This window comes from Marinobacter sp., assembly GCF_048259445.1.
Lineage (GTDB): Bacteria > Pseudomonadota > Gammaproteobacteria > Pseudomonadales > Oleiphilaceae > Marinobacter.
The window spans coordinates 57,450-80,071 of the sequence record NZ_JBLXHQ010000010.1; the positions used below are offsets into that span (position 1 = coordinate 57,450).

Sequence of the window (22,622 nt, forward strand, 5' to 3'; positions counted from 1 at the left end):
GCAGGAAATGACACAGCATCGCCGAAATCAGGGACCCTTACTCCGGTTCAGCAAAATGCACGGGCTGGGCAACGATTTTATGGTGGTTGATGCCATCAGCCAGCCATTCCGGCCGCGGCCAGAAATGATACGGGAGCTGGCGGATCGGAATTTTGGCATCGGTTTTGATCAGTTGCTGGTTGTTGAGCCCCCTGGGCTGCCGGACGTGGATTTCCGTTACCGGATATTCAATGCCGACGGGTCGGAGGTTGAACAGTGTGGTAACGGCGCCCGTTGCTTCGCAAAATTCGTGCGTGATCAGCGGTTGACCAACAAAAAGGTTATCCGGGTGCAGACTGCCGCAGGTGTGATCGAACTGCGGATGGTCAAAGACAATACTGTTATGGTTAATATGGGCGTGCCCGAGCTGAATCCGCCGGCAATACCCTTTGCGGCTGAGCAACGCAAAAACGTATACACGGTGGAAGCCGGCGCTGGAATGGTTGAGCTCAGTGCTGTTTCCATGGGTAACCCTCACGCAGTTATCGTGGTTGATGATGTGGATACAGCGCCAGTTGCAGACCTTGGGCCGCTTCTTGAAAGCCATCCACGGTTTCCGTCCAGGGCCAATATCGGCTTTATGCAGATAGTAAACCGTAATCTGGTGCGCCTGCGGGTGTATGAGCGTGGTTCCGGTGAAACTCTGGCCTGTGGTAGCGGAGCTTGTGCGGCCGTGGTGGCCGGTTGCCTGCGGGGTTTGCTCGACAATCGCGTAGAGGTGGATTTGCGCGGGGGACGGTTGGTCATCGAATGGCAGGGTGAAGGGACGCCTGTTATGATGGAAGGGCCTGCAACAAGCGTATTTGAAGGGCAGTTGAGACTGCCTGGTGACTCAGCCGGCGGCAGGCGCAGAAAGCCCGGCCGCCCACACAAACAACGGATCTGAACGCCAGGAGATCACGATGACAGACCAAACGGCCCGCCAGAAGGCCGGTGAACTCACCCAGGAAGATGTGGCTGAGTACCTGAGAAGTAATCCCGATTTTTTTATTGAACAGGATGAGCTTCTGCGTAGTTTGACGCTGCCCCACGATAGCGGCAGGGCCATTTCTCTGGTTGAGCGCCAGGTCCACCTGTTCCGCGAACAACGTGACACTCTGAGGCATGAACTGGTAGAGCTGGTCTCCATTGCGCGGCACAATGATCGCCTTTTTGAAAAAAGCAAACGGCTGCTGATGCAGGTAATTGAAGCCCGCAACCTCATGGATATGGCATCCACCATTGATGACAGTATCCGCGGTGATTTCGGGCTCGATGCCGCATCTGTGATCCTGTTTACCGACGCCGAAGTGCCCGGCAGTTCTCAGGGAGCGCTCCATGTGGTGAGCCCGGCTGAGGCCCGGAGTCGTCTTGGTAACCTTCTGGATGGCAGCAGGGCGGTTTGCGGGCAGTTTCGGGAGAGTGAACGGGAGTTTCTGTTTCCTGACCGGGATGAGCCTATCGCGTCGGTCGCCCTCGTGCCTTTGCGCAACGACGACCTTGTGGGCGTTTTCGCAGTGGGCAGTTGCCAGCCAGGCTATTTTGACCAGAGCATGGGGTCGCTTTTCCTCAGCTACATCAGTGATACGCTCAGCCGGCTTCTGCCACCTATGGTTCAGCGCTACACAACAGCTGCTCCGGTGACGGATCTTGCGACGGAGTCCCGCTAGAGTGACCGCTGTATCCGCGCCGGCTCAATTACCTGATGGGCTGAGCGGGTACGTGGCGGATTTTGTTCAGCACCTCGCATCTGAAAAACGCCACTCTCCCCGCACCTGTGAAAGCTATCAGCACGACCTGTACCGACTCGCAGTCTGGCTCTTTGATCAAGGTAGCACCGAATGGCAGGTTGTCAGCGGTCATGATCTGCGCCGTTACGTGGCCCACCTCAGCCGGCAGGGACTCAGCGGTCGCAGCATTGCTCGCCACCTTTCGGCCATAAGGCGTTTCTATCAGTATTTGTTGCGTGAGCGACGGGCCACGGATAACCCGGCGCTGGATATTCGGGCTCCGAAAAGCCGTAGGCGATTGCCTCGTGTGGCCGATGTGGATCAACTCGGCTCTCTTCTTGACGCCCGGCCGGATGATCCGCTTGAAGTGCGCGACCGCTGCATGTTCGAACTTATGTACTCTTCTGGCTTGCGTCTGGCGGAGCTGGCCAGCCTCGATATCGATGCAGTCGATTGCAAGAGTGGCGAGGCCCGGGTTGTGGGTAAAGGCAGCAAAACCCGCTTGCTACCGGTAGGCAGAAAGGCGCTGGATGCCATAGCCCAGTGGTTGCCTGTCCGCACAGCGCTGGCTCCTGAATCCGAGGCTGCCCTGTTTGTTAGCCGCCGGGGCGATCGCCTGAGCCATCGCAGTATTCAGGCTCGCCTGAGCCGCTGGGGCGTTGTCAAAGGAGCAGATCAGAAGCTCCACCCGCATATGCTGCGGCATTCGTTTGCCAGTCATATGCTTGAATCCAGCGGAGATTTGCGCGCGGTACAAGAATTACTGGGGCATGCGGACATAGCCACTACACAGGTCTATACTCATCTTGACTTCCAGCATCTGGCCCGGGTTTATGACCAGAGCCACCCCAGAGCACGCCGGGGTAATTCGCGTGGCCACGACGACCAGAACTCCGGACAGGAAGGGAACGCGTAATGTCATCGGATCAATCCTGGAAAGAAAAGTATTTCCAGGAACTCGAAACAGCAGAACACAGGACGGAGCGCTGGAAAGCCGAGCGCAATACGCTTGAGCGTATGTTGGTGCGCACCTGTCTGGCCTCCGAAGGCCAGGCGCCAGAGCTCGACCGCCTGCTTGCACGTGTTCGATCAGACCTGCGCAAGAACAAGGTTGATGTAGATAGCTGGAAAGAGCTGCAGGAGCAGATCGATCGCCAGGTCGCTCTGCTGGACGATGTTCCGGCCCACAATAAAAACCGCCCCGGATTTTCTGCAGAGGTTGTTCCTGAACCGGAGCCTTCGGCCAGGGCTGAGGATGAGACTGATTCTCCGGATAGTGCGGCCGATGCTGAGGATGAGAGCCAGCGCCTCCGGATTGCCCGGCGTGTCGGCCATCTGCTTGGGCAGCTGCTTACCCAGGTCTCTCTGGAGCCTGACGCTGAGACGAAAGCCCGGAATCTGCAAAGAGCACTGCTCTCCAGTGACAACTGGGATGAGTTGCGGGATGGGCTGAATCAGGTAGCTGACTTGATTGTCGCCGCCGTTACCCGCAGCCAGAGAGAGTTTGAGGGCTTTCTCAAGCGCCTTGACGAGAGACTTGAGGTGCTGCAGGAGCATTTTTCCGTGCAATCATCTGCTCAGTCCGGTCGTCAGGCCGCCGCAGAAGCGCTTGATCGCAACATACGTGAAGAAATTGAGCTGGTTGGCCGACACATTGAAGCGAGTGATGATATTCAGGATCTGAAGCAGTCAGTCAGTCGCCATCTGGAGTTTATCGGTCAGGCGGTTGGCCGTTTCCGGGTTGAGGAAACGGAGCGCGAAAAAATGCTTTCTGAACAGTTGCTGGCCGTACAGGAAAAAGTGGCGGTTATGGAGGCGCATTCAGAGCAGATGCAGGGGCTGGTGCGCAAAGAACGCGAACGTGCTTTGACAGATCTGCTGACGCAGTTGCCCAATCGGGAAGCCTGGCAGGAACGCTTGTCTTTTGAATTCAATCGCTGGAAACGCTATCAGTACCCGTTGACCGTGGGTGTGATGGATATCGACCTTTTCAAGCGGGTGAATGATTCATATGGCCACAAAGCCGGTGACAGAGTGCTGCAACTGGTGGCCAGGGAAATCAAAAACCGGCTACGCAACACAGACTTTGCTGCGCGCTTTGGCGGTGAGGAGTTTGTGCTGCTGTTTCCGGAGACCCGGGCAGAAGATGCACTGATGGTGATGGACAAACTCCGTTCCCACATCAGTGCTCTGCCGTTTCATTTTGGAGGTAATCCTGTAACGATTACCTTCTCCGCAGGCCTGACGGATTTTATCCCTGGCGATACCGAAGAGACTGTCTTTGATCGTGCGGATCGCGCGCTCTATTCCGCCAAGGACGCAGGTCGGAATTGCGTCAGGGTAAGCCCGACAGAGAGTCAGTAAAGGCTTGTCGGTTACACCAACGGCGTCTCAATGTCGCATCATGGCATTCAGTTCATCGATCACTTCGGCCCAGTCACTGTCATCCTCCAGCCCTTCTTCCAGTAGCTGGGACTGACTTTCCGACCAGAAAGGGGCGTCCTGCAGAGCAATTTCACGGGGCAGGGGAGAGTGGCGGGCAGTAAACGCTTCAATGCTTTTCTCGTCAGAGGCCAGCCCAAGCTGATCAAAAAGCGTACTAAGGTTGTGTTTGCTTGTGTCCATGGAAAGGTTCTCCGGTTAACGATTACCTGAATGAAATTTTGACCATTTGCAGGTATTGTTCCCTGAAATGTAGCGTAACCCCTGAGGATATCCAGTGAAGGCCACTCTTCTGTATCAGTGTAGCTGGCTGTTGCTGGTTTTTTCATCTGTGGTGCTGGCAGACCCGCCGCAGGCATCACCGGCACCGGTTCTGGGCAGCAAGGAGCTGGTCTGGGTCGGTGAGCAGGAAAGTCTCCGGATTGGTGTGCGTGCGGATCAGGTACCTTTGGTGTTTGATACCGGTAACGGGAATCTTGCCGGCACTTATATCGACTATCTTGCACGTCTTTCCGACAAGCTGGGCCTGCCGATCGAGCCTGTCGTCGTCAGCAGTAATGCCAATGCCGAACCCGTCGCTCATCAGCCAGAAATCGATGCACTTCTGACCACCAGAGCGCAGGGTACGCTTGTGCCCGACGGAAAACGCTTTACCAGCCCCTTGATGTCGCTTACGTATGGCTTGTTTGTCAGTGCCGGCGATGCTGCCATCCGTTCACTGGCTGACCTGGAGGATGGCCGTATAGCCGTCGTTGAAGGTGACCCCAACCAGTACACCATGCTTGATTCTGTAAACAGTTTTACTCCGGTGCCTGTTCAGAGCCTGGGCGAGGCTGTCGGCCATGTGTTGTCTGGCCAGGCAGATGCCTTTCTGGGGCCGGTGCCCGTGGTGTCGGACTATCTTCAGTCTGCGATGATCAATGGTATTGGCCTGTCTGTGTTGCTTGATGAGAAATCGGTAGACGTGGTCTTCCAGGTGGATGACAGCAAAGGGCCCTTGTTCCGTGTTCTCGATCAGACGGTAGCAGCGATCAGCCACAATGAGCACCGGGTTATCCGGCAGTCATGGCTGCAGGTGGACCTGACCGCGCTGGAACAGAGCGGGGTGGAGCTCTCCGCTTCCGATATTGACTGGCTCAAACGCCACCCTGATCTCAAGGTTGCCTATCGATCTGACTGGCCACCGTTTGAATACGCTCAGGACGCTCGTGCCACCGGTCTTGTGCCGGACCTCGTCGCTCGCCTGGAAAACCAGCTGGGTGCAAGGTTTGAGAAAAGGATTCTGGACGACCGTGTCGTTGCTGAGCAGGCACTGGTCTCCGGAGAGGTAGATATTCTGCCCGGGTTGTCACGCACACCGCGAACGGAGGATTCGTTCCTTTTCACCCGGGCCTATGTGAACGTGCCGATTGCTCTGGCTATACGGGATGATGGGCGCTTTATCGGGGATCTGCGGGAACTGCGCAGTGAGCGAGTCGGGGTAGTTAACCGTCACGCGGCTCATGACTACCTGCTTATCAATCATCCGAACCTGGATCTTTATCCGATGACTACGGTAGAGGACGGGCTGCTGGCGCTCTCCAATGGCGATCTCGATGTGATGGTGACCCATATTCCGGCGGTCAGCTATACGGTTGCCAGGCTGGGCCTTTCCAATTTGCGGATCACCAGTATCACGCCATACCAGTATGACCTCCGGCTGGCTGTGCGCAAAGACAGCCCTGAGCTTCACCGCATTCTGAACAAGGCGTTGGGTAGCCTGAAACCTGCCGATACCGAAGCCATATACAATCGCTGGATCCACCTGGATATCGAACAGGAAACCGACTACACCGTGGTTCGCCGGGTTGTTCTCATCGCTATTGTGGTTGTGCTTATCTTTTTATACTGGAACCGCAAGCTGTCACGGGAGGTGGATGAGCGTATTCGCTCTGAAAACGCACTGCGCCGGAGTGAAGATGAGCTGCGGGCTGCCAAGCTGGAGGCGGAACGTCTGGCCCGGGAGGCGGAGGCCGCCAGCCGGAGCAAAAGTGAGTTTCTGGCCAATATGTCCCATGAGATCCGGACACCCATGAATGCGGTGATCGGGTACTCGGATCTGTTGAGTAACAGCGTAACCGATCCCCAGCAGCGCAATTATCTTGATGCCATCCGGGCGGGCAGTCGCAGCCTGCTGATGCTGATTAACGACATTCTTGATCTATCGCGTATTGAAGCCGGGAAGATGCGACTCGACTACTCACCGGTATCCGTGCGCCGGTTACTTGATGATGTTCGCCACATATTTGATTTGCGCGCACGTGAGCAGGGCATAACCCTGGAGGTAAGTGTCGGGTCAGATATGCCTGCCACCATGATGCTTGATGAAACCCGCTTCCGTCAGGTTTTGTTCAACCTTGTAGGTAACGCTATAAAGTTCACCCACGAGGGTGGCGTTGCCGTGCGGGCAACCGTGCGTGCAGCCAGAGATGAATCCGGGGAGGTGCCGGTGCACCAGACCTACCGGCTTTCGGTCAAGGTAACGGACTCTGGTATCGGAATCCCTTCCGATCAGCGCGACAGGATTTTTGATGCGTTCGAACAACAGGAAGGACAGAACACCCGCCGCTACGGAGGTACTGGTCTGGGGCTCGCTATCAGCCGGAAACTGGCCCGGATGATGGGTGGTGAGCTTGAGGTAGAAAGCGAACCGGGTAGCGGGTCTGTGTTTACGCTCACCCTGCCCCGGGTCGAGGTAACCGGCGAACAGGCTCAAGACGAAGGCGAGACCAAAGAATCCGAACGATTGCTGGCACAGACGCTGAGTATGCAGGAGCGGGGCTGGCTGCAGGAGCAGCTGACGGCTGATTTTGGAGATGAGTGGCAAGCAGTGCGGGAAAGCGGCGATCCTGAAGAAATGAGATATTTCGCCTCCCGGGTACTGGAATGGGGGCAACATTATCGTTCAAGGTCTGTTACCAGCTTTGGTGAAAAACTGATGGCGGATGTGGAAGCCTTCAACCTGGATGCGGTCAACAGCGCTCTGGAAGCGTTTCCAAAGCTGCTCGGGCGAGATGACTAGACCGGCAAGTCGATCCTTTACAGGGCGGTTTTACAGACAGTCGAACTGGGAGCGACGGTCAAAGGCGACAGAGACCATGTCGTAGCCCGAATCAGACAGGCTACGGACCAGTTCCCTGTCTTTCAGCAAAGCCATGCAGACTTTGTGAACGCTGGCCTGAAGATACTCTGATGCTGGCTGAGCAGCGGCGAGCCGGAAATCAACTATCAGATACTTGCGCTCGATCGCAGCAGAGACCGGGATATCTTCACGCTCAACGCTTTCATAGCCGATGTAGGTTGCGTGGTCCTGATGGAAGACCTGGCTCATCACGATATCGAGATTCTCGGCCTGAACGGCTGGCGCAGAGGCCAGTAATACTGCGGCTGCGGCACGGATCAGATTCTGGATGTTCATGATTTCAGCTCCCCGAAAGGCATTCCGGTCAGAGTGTAACAGAATGTAATGTTTGGTTACGGTTGATTATTGCAAAAACTGTCGTTTTTTGCGCGGTATCTCTTTAGTTTTTTTCAATTGTTTGCAGTCTGCATACATTTAAGCCCGGGGTTCCGGGTGCGCGGGGCTCCCCTGGCGTTGTTGTATCAACTATCATGAAACGAAAATCGACGGCAGGAGAGAGGCCCATGTTTCAACTCGTATTCAAGGGTGAGTGTGTTCCCGGGACCGATATAGCAACGGCGCGGAGTAATGCTCGGGCGCTGTTCAAGGCCAGTGTTGATCAGGTAGAGCGCATGTTCAGCGGTAGCCCGGTGGTTATCCGGAACAAGCTGGATGAGGAACAGGCAGAAAAGTATCGCGCGGTGCTGAGCAAACACGGCATGGTTGCCTACGTTCAGCCTATGCAAGGTGCCCAGGCTCAGGCAAAGCCAGTACCGGCAGCCCAGCCAGGCAACGCGACACCGGGGCCTGCGAAAACCGTTCCCCCCGCAGCCAGTCCGCAATCCCGCACCGGCGCCTCAAATACAGAACCGGGTGATCGTTTGCCTGTAGCCGGTGAAAGGGTAGATGACATTCTTGCGGGGTCAGCGCTTGGTCTCGACCCGGTCGGCGTCACGCTGGTGGAGCCTGAGGAGGCAGAGCCTCCCATGTTTCAGCACCTCGATGACTGGACACTGGCGCCGGCCGGCAGTGATATAGGTGTCAGGCGTGATCTGCCGCCGCCGATAGTGCCAGATGTCTCGCACCTTTCTTTGGTAGATGATAAGCCGGGCAACAAATGAAGATTGAGCCTGTGGGAGTTGCCACGTTTTGACACCGTCATCGGGATTGACTCTTGTCTGCCTGGCAATGACGCTCCTCGTGTCGCTTCCTGTCGCGGCGAGTAATACCGTAGCCGAACGACCCCGTGTAGGCCTTGTGCTCAGTGGCGGCGGGGCAAAAGGCATGGCTCACGTTGGTGTGCTGCGGGTTCTGGAAGAAATGAACATCCCGGTGGATATGGTGGTGGGAACCAGCGCAGGCTCTGCGGTAGGTGCACTCTATGCCTCTGGCATGTCGGTCGCAGAAATCGAGCAGCGCTTTATCAAGTTGGACTGGTTGTCGAGCTTTCGCGACGATCCCGGCAGGGCTTACAAGCCTGTCCGCCGGAAGCAGGGAGAATGGAGATTTCCTGTTACGCCGGGTCTTGGTGTCAGCCTGGATGGCCTGCACCTCGGGGCCGGTATTATCTCCGGCCAGAATCTTGGTTTTATTCTCAATGAACTGACCCGCAGCGCAGCTCTTGTCGAGAACTTCGATCGCTTGCCCATTCCTTTCCGTGCGGTTGCAACCGATCTGGAAACCGGCGATATGGTGGAGCTCGGTAGTGGTAACCTCGCTACCGCTGTGCGCGCAAGCATGAGTATCCCGGGGGTATATGCACCGGTCAGTCTTGATGGCCGTTTGTTGGTGGACGGAGGCATAGCTAACAATCTGCCGGTCAGTGTCGCCCGTGAAATGGGGGCCGACATCATTATTGCTGTTGATATCACCGACACTCTGATGGGCCCCGATGAACTGCGTGAAGCCTTCTCCGTATTCGGCCAGTTGACGACCATCATGACCCGGCGCAATGCTGATCAGCAGCTTGATATGCTGGGTGAGCAGGATGTGCTTATTCGGCCGGATCTGGAAGGTCAGGGCTCTGCGGACTTCTACAACGCCCCGCTGCTGTTCGAGTTGGGGGCCAGCGGTGCCCGTGAACACGCTGTGGATCTGAACGCACTTGTCGTATCAAACGAGGCCTGGCAGGCATATCGGTCGCGACTGGCCTCCGCCGACCACAGTGCCGGGCTTGTTGCCCGCATTGAGGTTGAGCATGATCGTCGTCTGGGGCGGGATTTCCTTCGGGAGCGAATACGTCAGAAAATCGGCGAGCCGCTGGACGTGGAAGCATTGGAAGCAGACCTCAAGCGTATTTATGGCCTGGGCTATTACGAGATAGTGTCCTATTCCCTGTCGCCATCACCGGATGGAACGGTGCTTGAAATCAAGGTTCAGGAGAAAAGCTGGGGGCCCAATTATCTGTCGTTTGGCCTCAATTATGAGGATAACTTTGACGGTGATACCCGCTTCAATCTTGCTGCTTCCCTGCGTATGACAGAACTGAATGAGCTCGGGGCCGAGTGGCAGACCGGTTTGCAGCTTGGCACGGAACCGCGTATTCGCACCCAGTGGTACCAGCCTCTTGATTACGGATATGAGCGTTTTCTGGTGACGGGTGTTGAGTATTCCCGCGACACGTTCAGCGTGTATGACGCCGGGGGCGAGCGTGTGGCCGAGCTGGATGTTGCGTTCCGCCAGGCTGATGTTGGCCTGGGAACGGAGCTCGGTGGAAACGCCGAGGCCCGGTTTACCTACGCTCGCGGATACGCCAACGTGGACAAGCAGATTGGTACCGCAGTGGCGCCCGAAGGTGCGGTTCACCAGGGCAATGTGAGCCTTCAACTGGTGCACGATTCCCTCGATGATGCGTTTTTCCCCCGCGACGGTGCCTTTGCGGGCATCCGGGGCCGACTGGAACGGGAAGACCTGGGTTCCGACCGACATTTTGACGCGGTAACCGGGATGGTGCTCGGTACGGATAGCTGGAGAGGCTTTACTTTGACGGGACTGCTCTATGCTCACGCGGTTACGCGTGGTGAGGCAGGTATCGAAAATGCAGTGCGTCTCGGTGGTTTCAGACGCTTGTCGGCCTATGCTCCGGGCCAGATTACGGGCGAAAGTGCGGTTATGGGATCGGTCTATGCAAGCCAGGCATTCGGCGGCCCGATAGTTCCCTGGTTTGCAGGGATGGGGCTGGAGACTGGGAATGCCTGGGAGTCATTCAGTGATGCCGATTGGAATAGCTCCGTGAGGTCCTGGAGTATATTTGCCGGTGTGGACACCTTCCTCGGCCCGGTTCAGATAGCAACGGCTTACAGCAACAAAGATAACTGGGCTGCTTACCTGAATATCGGGTTTTCGTTTACTCAACTTTTCTATTAGGAGCTCCGGCACGAGCTTATGTGGTTGAAGCAGCGTCGCATACTTGCTGGCACTGCTGAACGGCATAACGGTGGAGGACAGACGCCAGCCTGTGTTCATCCCTGTCCCTGATCGCGCTGATAGATTCCCTCATGTGCGCCAGGTTATCTTCCAGCACTCGCTTTCCACCGTACTTGAAGGCTACGAAGGCGCAGCGTCTGGCTGATGGCCACAGGTCATCAATTGCCGCGAGAATAAAATAGTTATCGGCATAAGCCAGCGAAGCCTGGGTGTATTCGACTCCCAGGTCGAGAAATGCCGTCAAATCGTTCTTTTTAAAGCAGTCTTCCATTTTCTGATACAGCCCCTCCAACCGCCTCAGATCTTCCGGTTGCCATTGTCTGGCAAGCTTTCGACCGGTGTGGGTCAGATACAACTCCAGTGTTTCATAAAGACTGCGCACAAAATAATTGTCCAGCGTTGTAACAAAAGCGCCTTTGCGCGGCACGTTATTTACCAGGTGGCGTTTTTCAAGGAGTAACAGGCCTTCGCGGATTGAACCGTTGCTGACTTCCATCTGCCTGGCCATGGAAGCCTCATAAATGCGCTCTCCGGAGTCAAGCTGGCCAAAAACAATCAGATTTTCTATGTGGCGTGCGACCTGCTCGGTCAGTGTAACGGTGGGTTTGAAAGCGTTCATGAAAGACGTTCACTGGGCTGAATTGGCGGAATGAGGGAGGAATAATCGCACACTCTCCCGTTTCGGAGCCAGCATCCCTGAGCTACCTACAGTAGCGGTGCCAGTAAGCGAACTGCCCGGCACGTCAACCGGAACAGAATAGAACGACCCTCGTAGTCCTGCTCGGTCATCTTGCGGCAATGAATGAGATCGTCTGTGAGCATTGCATCTACGTCGGAAACAAAGGATCCGGAGGTATTGATCGCCATGATCTCGAAGTTCAGGCGCATGGAACGGTTGTCGAGATTTGCGGTGCCCACGGCGGCGTAGTCCGTGTCAACCAGGACCACCTTCTGGTGCATAAAGCCGGGTTGATACTGATAGATGCCAATGCCCGCCTGGTTGGCCTGAACCAGGTAAGAGTATGCGGCAAGGCGAACAAGCTGGCTGTCCGATTTCTCCGGGATGATGATTCGTACATCCACTCCCCGAAGGGCAGCGAGCTGCAAGGCATTCACGATCTGGAAGTCCGGAACAAAATACGGCGAAGCGATCCAGATGCGAGACTGTGCGTTATTGATGCAGTTCAGGAAAAACAACGCACAGGTTTCCCATGTATCGGCAGGCCCGGTGGGAAGCACGAGAACCCGTTCATTGCCCGGCAGCTTGCCTTCTGGCGCCCAGTCGAGTTCGGGAAATTCGTTGCTCGCCCAGTTCCAGTCTTCCAGCCAGGCCAGCTGGAGACCCGTAACGGCGGGGCCTTCAACGCGGCAGTGAGTGTCTCGCCAGGGCTCCTGGTCTATGACGGAGCCGAGGTATTCATCGCCCAGGTTGATGCCTCCGATAAACCCGATTTTGCCGTCACAGATCAGAAGCTTACGGTGGTTTCGGAAATTTATCTGAAACCGGCGGCGCCGGATATCGCCATCTCCAAAAGAGGCAACCCGGGCGCCGGCTTTCGCCAGTTGTTTCAGGTAGGTGCGGGGCAGTCCGACGCTGCCAATGTCATCGTACAGGAACCAGACCTGCACACCTTCTGAGAGCTTATGCTCAAGAATGCTCTTGATGCGTTGGCCAATTTTGTCTGAACGCACGATGTAGAACTCGAGAAGAATGTAAGAGGTTGCCTTCTCCATAGCCGAGATCAGAGCCTCAAAAGTCGCCTCGCCATCGCGCAGCAATACGCACTGGTTACCTTCGGTAAAGGGTTGTCGTCCAAGCTTGCAGAGAACCTGCAGCTGTTTATCAAGCTGCTCCTGTTCCGGAGTAGAGAGAGAGGTTTTCTGCTGTTCAAACCGGTCAAGCAATTCAGCGAGAGACTGATCGCCCATACGACGGGCTTTGATATACCCGCCGAAGCGAGAGCGACCAAAAACAAGAAACAGAGGTACAGCGACATAGGGTAGCCCGAGAAGGCTTATGATCCACGCGATAGCGCCCTGAGTAGTGCGGTAGGTCAGCAAAATACGATAGATGCAGGCAGCGGAGCCCAGGTAAAGCAGGCTGACGGCGATGGCCAGTAATGAGGTGTCAGGCATCATTGCTCGGTTTTCCGGGTGTGGTGCTGGGCTCGGTACTGAGCCGGTGCGGTACCCGTCCAGCGTTTGAAGGCCCGGCTGAAAGCGCTCAGCTCGGAGAAGCCGAGAAGGAAAGCGATCTCCCCCAGAGCGTAGTGGTCGGAAGCGACGTAGCGCAGGGCTTTGTCTTTCCGCACTTGCTCGACGAGTTCATGGAAACTCAGCCCTTCCTTTTTTAGTCTCCGATAGAGTGTCTGGCGGCTCATGTGGCACTGCTGGGCGAGAGTATCTGCATCAATTTTATCAGTCGACATCTGTCGCGATATTAACCTGCGTATTTTGCGACCGAATGAGCGCCGGGTTTGTAGCCGTGCCAGGAGCCCGTTGACCTGGCGAAGAACCGCTGAATACACGTAAGGGTTGCGGTGTGGAATAGGATGGCTGAGGTGGCGGGTGTTGAATGCCAGCCGGGTCGCTGCTGCCCCGAACGTTACCGGGCCTTTTAGCAGTTTTTCGTATTTGTCTGCGTATTCCGGGCGTGGGTGACCAATTTCTGCCCATTCGGCCTGAATTCCGGGATATATGAAATGTCGGGTCCGGCACAACGCCGCAGCCAGAGTGCGGTCCATATCCTGACGGCAGTAATGTTCTGGTGAGTCCGCTTGCCAGGTCAGAATAGCCTGATCCTCAGTCTGCTCAAAGCTCAGAATCACCGATTCGTTAATCAGCCTGTGCAGGCGCACATACTGTGTGACCGCCTCGCCCAGAGTGTCGCAATTGAAAAATACGTGCCCGACCAGCCCCATGCGTTCAGGGTCAATAATCTGGCCGGCGTTCAGTCCCACTGCAGGGTCTCCGGTGACTTGTTCTGCGTGATCCCACAATCTGTAATGCGCCTGTGCAGGTATGCGTCGGTCGGGATCTTGAAGTGCTGGCATATCCATGCCGATGATCTGTTCTACACGAGGACTGTCCAGAACACCCTGGCGGCCAAGGTAATGCACCAGTGCCAGTGTGCTGGAGGCAGCAACGAAGGGTGTCGTTGTAGTGTCCGAAGGCGCAGTGGTCACATTAACCGTCTCATTAACGGGTTGTCATGGGTGCTGATACAAAATGTCAAACGAATGGGACAGTCTGTCAACGGGTTTTGCCTTCTTCAACGATAGCATCTATTCATCGGATCAAAGTAATCGAAGGTCGAGCCAGGAGGCTTTTATGGAACACAAAATTTTTGTACCCAGCACCGAGCGGGAACGTGAAAACGTTGCTGCACTTGCTGAATATCTGCGCGATATGTATTGCTGCTAAGTATTCAGATACATCGTCTATGACCTTCAGGCCGGGCTTTGCCCGGTCTTTTTTTACTGCAAGAAACTCCTCTCTTCCCTCGCTCTACTTGCTCGTGTTACTGGCAGTGGTACTGTATCGGCATTCAAACAATACAATTCCTGACGGAGATTGCCTGCCTATGAGCGTCAAACTGAACCACAGAATTACCGGAGAAGGTTCCCCCGTGATCCTTTTGCACGGTGTGTTCGGCTCACTTGAGAATCTTGGTGCTATTGCCCGGAAATTGCACGGCGAGTGGCAGGTCCATGCTCTGGATCAGCGTAACCATGGGAGTTCTCCCCATACCGACACCATGGATTATCCCTCCATGGCCGAGGATGTTGTTGCGTATATGGATGACCAGGGGATCGACAAGGCATGCTTGTTGGGGCATTCGATGGGCGGAAAAGTGGCTATGCAGGTTGCTTTGCAGGCTCCGGAGCGCGTTGAAAAGCTGATTGTAGCCGACATTTCACCTGTGTCTTACAAGGCGGGCCATGATGTAATCCTCGACGGCCTGAAGCAGATTGATCTCACGGAGGTGCGTTCTCGCCGGGATGCCGATGTACAGTTGGCCAAATTTGTGGAGTTGGCCGCGACACGACAGTTTTTGCTTATGAACCTTGAACGCATCCCGAAGCAGGACCAGGTTAACGGTGGTCCGGTGTATCGGTGGCGTTTGAATCTGAATGCGATTGAAGCCTGCTATCCCAATCTGGCCAAGGCACCGGAAGCTGATGCCCCTTATAACGGCCCTGTTCTGTTCCTGAAAGGTGCCGATTCGGCCTATATTCAGGAAAAACACCGGGACGAGATCTATCGGCTGTTTCCGCAGGCTCAGTTAAGCATCATTGAGGATACCGGGCACTGGCTTCATGTTGAGAAGACCGACGAGTTTATAGCGCTGTGCCGGCGTTTTCTGGAAGGGCGCAACCAAGACTGACCCTGATAATAAATCCGATAACAGACAGGTTAAGCGTATGAAGTGGTTGGTGGCCGGGCTGCTGGTTGTGTTTGTCTTATTGGGTGGTTTGCTGTTGGCTCCGTCACCGATTGACGCCGAGGCATGGCAGCCGCCAACCCCGGCACCTATGGCCGGTTTGTTGACGCCGAATGAAGATCTGCGTCAGGCAGAGCTGTTAGCTTTGGGGCAGGTCTATGGGCCTGAGGATACAACCGTTAACGCTGACGGAGTGGTCTTTGCGGGAACCCAGGACGGGTACATTGTGCGTGTGTTTCCGGACGGCCGGGTTGAAAACTGGGTTTCCACAGAAGGCCGTCCCCTCGGAATGGTGTTTGATCAGGACGGAAACCTGATTGTTGCTGATGCCTGGAAAGGGCTTCTCTCCATCACGCCAGATGGCGATATCACGGTGCTTTCCACAGAGGCTGAGGGCGTTCCCTTCCGGTTCACCGATGATGTTGATATTGCGGCCGATGGCCGGATCTATTTCACCGACGCCAGTTCCCGTTTCTATCAACCTGACTACCAGCTTGATCTCCTGGAAATGAGGCCTCATGGCCGACTCTTGCGGTATTCCCCTGAAACCGGTGAGACGGAGGTTATACTGGGCGACATGCACTTTGCCAACGGCGTCGCAGTGGCGCCAGACGGTGACTTTGTCCTGGTAAACGAAACCTGGAAATATCGCGTTCACCGCTACTGGCTAACAGGACCAAAAGCCGGGCAAACAGAGGTTTTTGCCGATAATTTGCCGGGATTCCCGGACAATCTCGCGGTGGATGAAAAGGGCCGCTTCTGGGTAGCTTTTCCTGCACTTCGTAATGCCAGTATCGATACGTTGCACCCGCACCCCTTGCTCAAGGAGTTGGTCGCCAAACTGCCGTCAAGCCTGCAGCCGGCTCCTCAGGAGTATGGCCTTGTTGTGGCATTCGATCGTGACGGTGAGGTGATCACCAGTCTTCACGACCCCCGGGGCACGCACTTGCAGGAAATTACCTCGGTGAATCCCCACGGCGGTCACCTGTACTTTGGTTCACTTCATAATGACCGTATAGGACGCTTACCCTTGCGTGACATACCGGGCCTTGGAGAGCCGTAATGACAGAACAGAAGCCAATACAATGGGACCTTCCTGATCCCTTTACCCTTGAGATTCTGGTGGTCGAAGACGATACCGACGAACTTGGGCATGCAAATAATGTGGTTTATGTGCGCTGGCTGGAAGACATCAGTTGGGCGCACGTCAAAAGTCTGGGTATGACCTGGGAGCTAAATGAGTCTACGGGTAAAGCCTGGGCGATCACCCGCACAGAAATTGACTATCTCGTGGCTGCCAACCCCGGTGACCGGCTGATTATGGGAACCTGGCTCACCGGCTTTGATGGCCGCTTTCGCTCTGCGAGACAGTTCCAGCTGGTACGCCCTGAAGATGGCAAAACCCTGGTGCGGGCAGTATCGACCCACGCCTGTGTGGATCTTAAAACCCAGCGGCCCTCCCGTGCACCGAAAGAGTTTGCAGATATTATGACGGCAGCCTGTGTCGCCGGAGGTAAAGGTCTTTAGGATGTCCGAGTCACTATTGCCGGCAACTTCTGGTAACCTGAAGGAATACAAAATACCTCGTCGCAATCCGTTACTATCAGCGCCCTTTTCCGGAGATACCCATGGATACACCTACTGATCAGCAGACTGAATCTGCCATGAAGCAAGTGGTTTACCACCAGTTTGGCGAGCGTGATGTTCTGCAGGTCGTACGCTCGGATATTCCTTCCCCGCAAGAGGGTCAGGTACTGATTCGTGTTCACGGCGCCGGGCTTAACCCTATCGACTGGAAAACCCGCAAAGGATTCGGGTTTGTGGCGCAGCAGATTGAAAGCTCGCTGCCCTGGGTTCCGGGCTACGATGTGGCCGGGGAGGTGGTAACCACTGGAGATGGCGTGACCACTCTGGCACCCGGTGACCGGGTAATGGGGATGATTGGCTTTCCGTTGAATGGTGGGGGGTATTCTGAGTATGCCCTTGCCTCTGCAGATGAATTGGCGATCGTGCCGGAAGAGCTTGACCTGGTAACAGCCGGCGCTCTGCCGCTTGCAGCGCTCACAGCGTGGCAGGCACTGTTTGAAGTGGCGAAGCTTGAGCCCGGGCAAAAAATTCTGGTGCACGCAGGTGCCGGTGGTGTGGGTCATCTTGCCGTGCAGTTCGCGCTGGCAAGGGGCGCACACGTTATTGCAACCGCTTCAGCGAGCAACCGGGACTTTCTTGCAGAGCTTGGTGTTCATGAAGTTATTGACTATCACACCACCGACATTGCGGATGAGTGTTTTGGGCTGGACCTGGTGCTGGATCTGGTGGGAGGCGACACCGGCAAACGGTCTCTGCGTACCCTTGGTGAGAATGGCATGCTGGTAACCATCCCTACGATCACCGCAGATGAAATCGTGAGCGCTGCCGAAGAGCTGGGATTAAGGGCGCATGGCATGACCGTGCGCCCGGATGTGTTTCATCTGGATGAAATTGCCGAGCTTATTGAAGACGGCGACGTGAAGGTGCACATCGAGAAAACGTTTGCGCTGGACCAGGTAGCACAGGCCCACGAACTTCTTGAAGGTGGGCATGTGCGTGGCAAGCTGGTATTGGATTGCCGCTAGATTTTCAGCTTCTTGGGTCGGGGTCCGCAGAGGGCTCTTTCCCGAGGGTTGAAGGCTCTGCTGCATTTCCCTTGTCTTTGCGTTCTTTGCGGTTCTGGGGTGGCACCAGGCTGATCAGTATCCAGTCGTCGTCAGGCTTCAGATCGTCCATGTTGCGCACTGGCTTGATACGGCTCTTGCTGTCGAATACAAACAACACCAGTGCCTGGCCCTGGTATTTCGCCAGAAAATCGTTGTATTCGAACTCTTCGCTGAGCTGGGTGGTTTTTATCGAATAGCCCTGGCTCGCCAGGCTGGCGAGCTTGGCATAGCTCACATCGTCGAACAGACCTCGGGTCATCTGGATTTTTCCCGCCGTCTGGTGTCTCGCCTTTTGATCCTGGTCGCCTTCTGAAAGACTGAACACATTGGTGTCACCGAACCAGTCCAGAAAGTGGTAAGTCGCCAGCGAATTCATATGCTTGTATGGGGAGATGACCAGCAGGTTACCGATCCCCGTGAGGTCAAGGTGGGTTGAAGCATGCTCGGAAACCGGGTTGCCAAAGTACACCTTCAGATTATCCATCCGCGCCTGGCGCACGTTTTCCCAGTTGGTATCTGCCAGAGCGACCGGCACTTCATGCTTTTTTAGCGCCTGTCCGATCATGCGGGCAACCGGGTTGGCGCCGAGAATCAGAAATCCGTATTCCGCAGGCTCAGTAACCTTCAGCAATCGGGCGATAGGCCGGGCTGTCAGGCTTTGCAGGGTAACGGTTGCAATAATCAGTACAAACACCATGGGTACGAGGGCTGCCGCACTTTCGTAGCCAAGCTTCTGCAGTTGGAACGCAAACAGGGCAGAAACTGCTGCAGCTACAATGCCCCGTGGAGCAATCCAGCTCAGAAACAGTTTTTCCCGCCAGTTCAGTCCGGTGCCGATAGCGGACAGAAATACGCTAAGCGGCCGGGCAACAAGCATCAGCACCGCCAGCACCACGGCCAGGCCCCAGCCCAGGTCCGCAATGGCCGCGAATTCTACCCGCGCAGCCAGAATGATAAACAGAGCCGAAATCAGCAGTACGCTCAGGGATTCCTTGAATTCAAGAATGCTGTCGACGGAGACCTGCTTCATGTTGGCCATCCAGATGCCCATCACCGTTACCGTGAGCAGGCCGGATTCGTGGGCCAGCTCATTGGAGAATGCATAGACGCCGAGCATGAAGGTGAGCGTGGCGGCGTTGTGCAGGTAGTGCGGCATAAGATGTTTGCGCAATACCAGGCCGTTCAGATAGCCAGCCAGGGCTCCGAGAACAAAACCGATCAGCAGGGTTTTGCCAAAAATATACAGGGAGTGACCGAACACGTTGCCCTGGCCCCAGGAAACTATGCCCTCGAAAACCAGAACAGCCAGCAGAGCGCCCACCGGGTCAATGATGATGCCTTCCCAGCGCAGAATGTTTGCCAGTTTTGCGCTCGGGCGCACGGAGCGGAGCAGAGGAGCAATAACTGTTGGGCCGGTAACAATGGAAATGGCGCCAAAGAGCATGGCGACGGCCCAGGAAATATCCAGAACCCAGCGCGCTGCCAGGGTGCCTATAATACCGGTAACAATGGAGCCAACCGGTATGAGGTTGCGAGCCATCTTGCTGTGCCCGCGAATTTCATCAAAGCGCAGGGTCAGGCTACCCTCAAACAGAATGATGGCAACGGCCAGCGAAACCATCGGAAACAGCAGATCCCCGAATACTTCATCCGGGTTGAGGAAACCCAGCACCGGTCCGACAAGAATCCCGCCGGCAAGCAGAAACAGAATGGCGGGCACCCGCACGCGCCAGGCGAGCCACTGAAAAGATAATGAGAGGATACCAATGCTTGCGAGAATCACGACTGTACTGGCTGGCATAAAGATCGGGTATCCGTGTGGTTATTGGTTGGTGCGTCGTGCAATGCGATTTAACAGCCTGGAGGCTGCGAACAGACCAAAGCTGGCAGTAACCGGGCAGGCGGCGCCAAAGCCAGACGCGCAGTCCAGCCGTGAGGGGCCAGCGGTCGCAGGCTTTTGCAGGCAGACTTCGCCATCCCCGGCAGGATACGTGAGCTGTTCGGTCGAGTATACGGCCTCTATGCCGAAGCGTCGCTTGGGATTGCGGGAGAAACCATATTCCCGCCGCAGAAGGTTACGAACTTTGGCCAGTAGAGGGTCCTGAGTAGTTTTGCTGAGATCCGCTACCAGGATTTTAGTGGGGTCTGTCTGGCCGCCAGCGCCGCCCGCACATATGATTGGAATTTTTCCACGCTGGCAATGGGCAATCAGCGCAGCCTTTGGCTTTACGCTGTCGATGGCATCAACCACTCCCGTCATGTCAGGGGTGATCAGCTCTGTCAGGTTTTTCAGAGTGAGAAAGCCAAAGTGAATCCGGATATCCGCATGGGGGTTGATGGCTTTCAGCCGATCCGCCATGGCATCAGTCTTGGTGCGTCCGTACTGACCTTCGAGAGCATGAAGCTGGCGGTTGGTATTGGATACACAGATATCATCCATATCAACCAGGGTGATAGTGCCAATGCCGCTGCGTGCCAGTGCCTCGGCCGCCCACGACCCGACGCCACCCAGGCCGATCACGGCAATATGGGAATCGCGAAAGGCCTCTAGAGCCCGGCGCCCGTATAGCCGTTCAATGCCGCCAAAGCGGAAAGCGTAATCGTCGGCGTTCATGCGATCTCCGTTTGTATCCGGCCGCAGGCCGGAGAAAATCAAAGGTCGCGATTATACCCCAGTGCCGGAGCAGACCGAAAACACCCAAAAAAAGCCACGCGGTGCGTGGCTTTCAGGGCTTTAGTCCGGGCGAGGTGCTTTGTTCGCAAAGCTCAGCGCCCGGGCACAGGGTCACCTATACAGATTCAGGCGGCCCAGTGGTCATCTCCCATATCCATCAGAGTGTCTTTGCCGCTTTCGATGTCACTCAGTAACCAGTGAATTTCCGGCAGCAGCTTTTCAAAGTAGAAGCGGGCAGACACGAGCTTGCTCTCCAGCAGTGGCTTGTTGCCTTCTCCGGCTGCAAGCTGCTGGCTGGCCACGTTGGCCATGCGCGACCACATATAGCCGATCACCGTCAGCGCCATCAGACGCAGGTAAGGTGTGGCAGCAGCGCCGGCCTGCTCCGGATCTTTCGGGGCGTTGGTTGCCAGCCACATGGTGGCCTTTTCCAGCGCACCCATTGCACCCTTCAGCTCTTTGCGATGGGGGGCTTCCGGATTTTCCTTAAGGTAGCCCGAGAGCACTCCGAACAGGGTACGTACAAGCTGCCCGCCTTTCAGGCTCAGCTTCCGACCGACCAGATCCATCGCCTGGATGCCGTTTGTGCCCTCATAGATGCGCGCAATACGGCCGTCACGAACCAGCTGTTCCAGTGGCCAATCAGTAGTGAAGCCAGAGCCGCCAAGCACCTGCAAACCCGTATTTGCATTGTTGGAACCTTCGTCGGTCAGAAAAGCTTTGACCACCGGGGTAAGCAGCTGCACCAGATCATCAGCCGATTCACGTGCCGTTTCGTCCGGGTGGGCGACCGAGAGATCCAGCTGGTGGCCGGTAAACAGCGCAAGGGCACGCATGCCTTCGTTCAGAACTTTCTGGCGCATCAGCATGCGACGCACATCCGGATGCACAATAATCGGATCAGCGGGGCCATCCGGATTTTTTGGCCCGCTCAGGGAACGGCTCTGCAGGCGCTCGCGCGCAAAATTCAGGCTTTCCTGATACGCCATCTCGGCAAGGCCAAGGCCTTGCATGCCAACCATCAGGCGGGCCTCGTTCATCATGGTGAACATGGAACGCATACCATCGTTGGCCTCACCTACCAGCCAGCCCTTGGCGCCTTCAAAATTCATCACGCAGGTCGCGGAGCCCTTGATGCCCATCTTGTGCTCGAGGCCACCGCAGAAGGCCGGGTTGCGCTCGCCGGACTCGGGCAGAAACTTGGGCACGATAAACAGGGAAATGCCTTTTGTGGTGTCTGGCGCGCCGGGCAACTTGGCCAAAACCAGGTGCACAATGTTGTCGGTCAGGTCGTGCTCACCACCGGTAATCCAGATTTTCGTGCCCTCAATGGCATAGCTGCCATCCTGATTTGGCGTTGCCTTTGTGCGAATAAGGCCCAGATCCGTGCCGCACTGGGGTTCGGTAAGGCACATGGTGCCTGTCCAGTCACCCGAAACCAGTTTTTCCAGATAGGTTTGCTTCAGTTCATCGGAACCGTGGGCGTAAAGTGCACTGATGGCACCGTGGGTCAGCCCAGGGTACATGCCCAGAGACAAGTTGGTGGAGCAGACCATCTCATCAACCACAAACTTCAGTGTATGGGGCAAGCCCTGTCCGCCAAATTCCACAGGTGCATCCAGTGCTGTCCAGCCGCCTTCTACAAACTTTTTGTAGGCGTCTTTGAAGCCCTCCGGCGTTTTCACATCGTGAGTCTTCGGATCGTAGTGGCAGCCTTCGCGGTCACCGGTCTGATTGGTTGGCTGAATCACTTCCGCGGCCAGCTTACCCGCCTCGTCAATAACGGCGGAAATCAGATCCGGCGTGGCGTCAGCGTACTTTTCCAGCTCATGAAGCCGGTCTACACCCAGTACATCAAACAGCAAAAAACGAAGATCATTTGCCGGGGCCTGGTATTGCATGAGCACTCTCCTTACTGAGGTTATCAAGCCTTCAAGAGGTAACAGAGCTATTTCATACGACTGTTTAAATTTTGTGGTTCACCCGTTCATGCGGTCTGCTGTTCAAGTTTTTCGTATATGGTTGAGACTTGTAT

19 protein-coding genes are annotated in these 22,622 nt (G+C 55.8%); 11 read left to right on the forward strand and 8 right to left on the reverse strand.

Annotated features, from left to right (window positions below; translation table 11 throughout):
- The first annotated feature begins 7 nt into the window (after positions 1 to 7).
- Genes dapF through ACN0RL_RS09225 form a run of 4 tightly spaced genes read left to right on the forward strand, consistent with a single transcriptional unit; the run spans position 8 to position 4,112 of the window.
- Entirely contained in the window at positions 8 to 925 is a 918-nt protein-coding gene (gene dapF / locus ACN0RL_RS09210; RefSeq protein WP_417515957.1) for a diaminopimelate epimerase, read from the forward strand.
- A 16-nt stretch (positions 926 to 941) separates the two neighbouring features.
- The gene (locus ACN0RL_RS09215) at positions 942 to 1,688 is read left to right on the forward strand and encodes a DUF484 family protein (protein WP_417515959.1); all 747 of its coding nucleotides are present in this window, start codon (positions 942 to 944) and stop codon (positions 1,686 to 1,688) included.
- Between the two features lies 1 nt (position 1,689).
- A complete protein-coding gene (xerC, locus tag ACN0RL_RS09220) occupies positions 1,690 to 2,664 on the forward strand; it encodes a tyrosine recombinase XerC (protein ID WP_417515961.1) in 975 nt (324 codons plus the stop codon).
- The gene (locus ACN0RL_RS09225; RefSeq protein ID WP_417515963.1) at positions 2,664 to 4,112 is read left to right on the forward strand and encodes a diguanylate cyclase; all 1,449 of its coding nucleotides are present in this window, start codon (positions 2,664 to 2,666) and stop codon (positions 4,110 to 4,112) included. Before xerC ends, ACN0RL_RS09225 begins: the two co-directional genes overlap by 1 nt.
- A 27-nt stretch (positions 4,113 to 4,139) precedes the next feature.
- Here ACN0RL_RS09225 and ACN0RL_RS09230 read toward each other — a convergent pair whose 3' ends face one another.
- On the reverse strand, positions 4,140 to 4,373 hold the full coding sequence (locus ACN0RL_RS09230; protein ID WP_417515965.1) for a DUF2789 domain-containing protein: 234 nt from the start codon (positions 4,371 to 4,373) through the stop codon (positions 4,140 to 4,142).
- Positions 4,374 to 4,467: 94 nt separating this feature from the next.
- Here ACN0RL_RS09230 and ACN0RL_RS09235 point away from each other — a divergent pair, with 94 nt between their 5' ends.
- Positions 4,468 to 7,251 carry an ATP-binding protein gene (locus ACN0RL_RS09235; RefSeq protein ID WP_417515967.1) on the forward strand — a complete coding sequence of 928 codons (2,784 nt, stop codon included), beginning with the start codon at positions 4,468 to 4,470 and terminating at the stop codon, positions 7,249 to 7,251.
- Positions 7,252 to 7,281: 30 nt separating this feature from the next.
- On the opposite strand, the gene ACN0RL_RS09240 is transcribed toward ACN0RL_RS09235, so the two are convergent.
- Entirely contained in the window at positions 7,282 to 7,647 is a 366-nt protein-coding gene (locus ACN0RL_RS09240; RefSeq protein WP_417515969.1) for a hypothetical protein, read from the reverse strand.
- Positions 7,648 to 7,874: 227 nt separating this feature from the next.
- Between ACN0RL_RS09240 and ACN0RL_RS09245 the strand changes: the two genes are divergently transcribed.
- Together ACN0RL_RS09245 and ACN0RL_RS09250 are read left to right on the forward strand one after the other, a co-directional pair.
- The gene (locus tag ACN0RL_RS09245; protein ID WP_417515970.1) at positions 7,875 to 8,471 is read left to right on the forward strand and encodes a hypothetical protein; all 597 of its coding nucleotides are present in this window, start codon (positions 7,875 to 7,877) and stop codon (positions 8,469 to 8,471) included.
- A gap of 67 nt (positions 8,472 to 8,538) precedes the next feature.
- Entirely contained in the window at positions 8,539 to 10,716 is a 2,178-nt protein-coding gene (locus ACN0RL_RS09250) for a patatin-like phospholipase family protein (protein ID WP_417516100.1), read from the forward strand.
- Positions 10,717 to 10,732: 16 nt separating this feature from the next.
- Here ACN0RL_RS09250 and ACN0RL_RS09255 read toward each other — a convergent pair whose 3' ends face one another.
- From ACN0RL_RS09255 to ACN0RL_RS09265, 3 genes are all read right to left on the reverse strand, one after another.
- Positions 10,733 to 11,395, reverse strand: coding sequence for a GntR family transcriptional regulator (locus ACN0RL_RS09255; RefSeq protein ID WP_417515972.1), 663 nt, complete (start codon positions 11,393 to 11,395; stop codon positions 10,733 to 10,735).
- A gap of 86 nt (positions 11,396 to 11,481) precedes the next feature.
- On the reverse strand, positions 11,482 to 12,912 hold the full coding sequence (cls, locus tag ACN0RL_RS09260) for a cardiolipin synthase (protein WP_417516102.1): 1,431 nt from the start codon (positions 12,910 to 12,912) through the stop codon (positions 11,482 to 11,484).
- Complete coding sequence (locus tag ACN0RL_RS09265; protein WP_417515974.1) at positions 12,912 to 13,961, reverse strand: AraC family transcriptional regulator; 1,050 nt, start codon at positions 13,959 to 13,961, stop codon at positions 12,912 to 12,914. Before ACN0RL_RS09265 ends, cls begins: the two co-directional genes overlap by 1 nt.
- 398 nt (positions 13,962 to 14,359) lie before the next feature.
- Here ACN0RL_RS09265 and ACN0RL_RS09270 point away from each other — a divergent pair, with 398 nt between their 5' ends.
- The 4 genes from ACN0RL_RS09270 to ACN0RL_RS09285 all read left to right on the forward strand — a co-directional run bounded on the left by ACN0RL_RS09270 (position 14,360) and on the right by ACN0RL_RS09285 (position 17,832).
- The gene (locus ACN0RL_RS09270; RefSeq protein ID WP_417515976.1) at positions 14,360 to 15,163 is read left to right on the forward strand and encodes an alpha/beta fold hydrolase; all 804 of its coding nucleotides are present in this window, start codon (positions 14,360 to 14,362) and stop codon (positions 15,161 to 15,163) included.
- A 37-nt stretch (positions 15,164 to 15,200) separates the two neighbouring features.
- Entirely contained in the window at positions 15,201 to 16,283 is a 1,083-nt protein-coding gene (locus tag ACN0RL_RS09275) for an SMP-30/gluconolactonase/LRE family protein (protein ID WP_417515978.1), read from the forward strand.
- Positions 16,283 to 16,747 carry an acyl-CoA thioesterase gene (locus ACN0RL_RS09280; protein WP_417515980.1) on the forward strand — a complete coding sequence of 155 codons (465 nt, stop codon included), beginning with the start codon at positions 16,283 to 16,285 and terminating at the stop codon, positions 16,745 to 16,747. Before ACN0RL_RS09275 ends, ACN0RL_RS09280 begins: the two co-directional genes overlap by 1 nt.
- A gap of 101 nt (positions 16,748 to 16,848) precedes the next feature.
- The gene (locus ACN0RL_RS09285) at positions 16,849 to 17,832 is read left to right on the forward strand and encodes an NADP-dependent oxidoreductase (RefSeq protein ID WP_417515982.1); all 984 of its coding nucleotides are present in this window, start codon (positions 16,849 to 16,851) and stop codon (positions 17,830 to 17,832) included.
- 4 nt (positions 17,833 to 17,836) lie between these two features.
- Here the strand turns inward: ACN0RL_RS09285 and ACN0RL_RS09290 are convergent, their stop codons facing one another.
- The 3 genes from ACN0RL_RS09290 to ACN0RL_RS09300 all read right to left on the reverse strand — a co-directional run bounded on the left by ACN0RL_RS09290 (position 17,837) and on the right by ACN0RL_RS09300 (position 22,488).
- The gene (locus ACN0RL_RS09290; protein ID WP_417515984.1) at positions 17,837 to 19,714 is read right to left on the reverse strand and encodes a cation:proton antiporter; all 1,878 of its coding nucleotides are present in this window, start codon (positions 19,712 to 19,714) and stop codon (positions 17,837 to 17,839) included.
- Between the two features lie 21 nt (positions 19,715 to 19,735).
- A complete protein-coding gene (gene tcdA, locus ACN0RL_RS09295) occupies positions 19,736 to 20,527 on the reverse strand; it encodes a tRNA cyclic N6-threonylcarbamoyladenosine(37) synthase TcdA (RefSeq protein WP_417515986.1) in 792 nt (263 codons plus the stop codon).
- 185 nt (positions 20,528 to 20,712) lie between these two features.
- Positions 20,713 to 22,488, reverse strand: a complete 1,776-nt coding sequence (locus ACN0RL_RS09300) for an acyl-CoA dehydrogenase C-terminal domain-containing protein (protein WP_417515988.1) — start codon at positions 22,486 to 22,488, stop codon at positions 20,713 to 20,715.
- Between the last annotated feature and the right edge of the window lie 134 nt (positions 22,489 to 22,622).

What these genes read in the sequence shown, in the direction of transcription:
- dapF (WP_417515957.1), top strand. Translation starts at nt 8, where the DNA reads ATGACACAGCATCGCCGAAATCAGGGACCCTTACTCCGGTTCAGCAAA.
- ACN0RL_RS09215 (WP_417515959.1), top strand. Translation starts at nt 942, where the DNA reads ATGACAGACCAAACGGCCCGCCAGAAGGCCGGTGAACTCACCCAGGAA.
- ACN0RL_RS09225 (WP_417515963.1), top strand. Translation starts at nt 2,664, where the DNA reads ATGTCATCGGATCAATCCTGGAAAGAAAAGTATTTCCAGGAACTCGAA.
- ACN0RL_RS09230 (WP_417515965.1), bottom strand. Translation starts at nt 4,373, where the DNA reads ATGGACACAAGCAAACACAACCTTAGTACGCTTTTTGATCAGCTTGGG.
- ACN0RL_RS09240 (WP_417515969.1), bottom strand. Translation starts at nt 7,647, where the DNA reads ATGAACATCCAGAATCTGATCCGTGCCGCAGCCGCAGTATTACTGGCC.
- ACN0RL_RS09245 (WP_417515970.1), top strand. Translation starts at nt 7,875, where the DNA reads ATGTTTCAACTCGTATTCAAGGGTGAGTGTGTTCCCGGGACCGATATA.
- ACN0RL_RS09250 (WP_417516100.1), top strand. Translation starts at nt 8,539, where the DNA reads ATGACGCTCCTCGTGTCGCTTCCTGTCGCGGCGAGTAATACCGTAGCC.
- ACN0RL_RS09255 (WP_417515972.1), bottom strand. Translation starts at nt 11,395, where the DNA reads ATGAACGCTTTCAAACCCACCGTTACACTGACCGAGCAGGTCGCACGC.
- cls (WP_417516102.1), bottom strand. Translation starts at nt 12,912, where the DNA reads ATGCCTGACACCTCATTACTGGCCATCGCCGTCAGCCTGCTTTACCTG.
- ACN0RL_RS09270 (WP_417515976.1), top strand. Translation starts at nt 14,360, where the DNA reads ATGAGCGTCAAACTGAACCACAGAATTACCGGAGAAGGTTCCCCCGTG.
- ACN0RL_RS09275 (WP_417515978.1), top strand. Translation starts at nt 15,201, where the DNA reads ATGAAGTGGTTGGTGGCCGGGCTGCTGGTTGTGTTTGTCTTATTGGGT.
- ACN0RL_RS09280 (WP_417515980.1), top strand. Translation starts at nt 16,283, where the DNA reads ATGACAGAACAGAAGCCAATACAATGGGACCTTCCTGATCCCTTTACC.
- ACN0RL_RS09285 (WP_417515982.1), top strand. Translation starts at nt 16,849, where the DNA reads ATGGATACACCTACTGATCAGCAGACTGAATCTGCCATGAAGCAAGTG.
- ACN0RL_RS09290 (WP_417515984.1), bottom strand. Translation starts at nt 19,714, where the DNA reads ATGCCAGCCAGTACAGTCGTGATTCTCGCAAGCATTGGTATCCTCTCA.
- tcdA (WP_417515986.1), bottom strand. Translation starts at nt 20,527, where the DNA reads ATGAACGCCGACGATTACGCTTTCCGCTTTGGCGGCATTGAACGGCTA.
- ACN0RL_RS09300 (WP_417515988.1), bottom strand. Translation starts at nt 22,488, where the DNA reads ATGCAATACCAGGCCCCGGCAAATGATCTTCGTTTTTTGCTGTTTGAT.